The sequence below is a fragment of the Arthrobacter sp. Cr_A7 genome (assembly GCF_029222765.1).
GTDB lineage: Bacteria > Actinomycetota > Actinomycetes > Actinomycetales > Micrococcaceae > Arthrobacter.
In genome coordinates this window covers 1-442 of sequence record NZ_JARHXQ010000261.1, presented here as the reverse complement: position 1 = coordinate 442, position 442 = coordinate 1, and the positions used below count along the sequence as shown (strand labels likewise).

Sequence of the window (442 nt, the reverse complement as noted above, 5' to 3'; positions counted from 1 at the left end):
CAACAGTGGGAGGTTATGCCGCGGCGGTGATGAGTTGGCGCATGCGTTGTTTGGGGGTTTCGAGGTCGAGGGTTGGGCGGGGCCGGTTGTTGAGTTTGTCGGCGATGGTGTCGAGGTCCTCGGCTGTGAAGCCTGAGAGGTCTGTGCCTTTTTCGAACCAGTGACGCAGCAGCCGGTTGGTGTTCTCGTTGGTGCCGCGCTGCCAGGGTGAGTGCGGGTCGCAGAAGTAGACTCCCGCGTCCAGGGCCATCTGGACGCGGGGGTACTGCACCATCTCCAGACCCCGGTCCCAGGTCACTGTTTTGACCAGCTGGTCCGGGAGCCGGCGCATCTGGGTAATCATGGCGTCGGCGACTTCCTGAGCGGTGTGCCGACCTGGCAGGTGCAGCAGGACTGTGTAGCGGGTGCTGCGCTCGACCAAGGTGCCGATAGCGCTGCCGCC

General features: G+C 64.3%; 1 protein-coding gene. It reads right to left on the bottom strand.

Annotation, left to right across the window (positions count from 1 at the left end):
• Nucleotides 1-13: 13 nt before the first annotated feature.
• Nucleotides 14-442 (bottom strand): IS30 family transposase (locus P2Q66_RS15370; protein WP_275729489.1); only part of this gene is annotated, 429 nt, incomplete at its 5' end.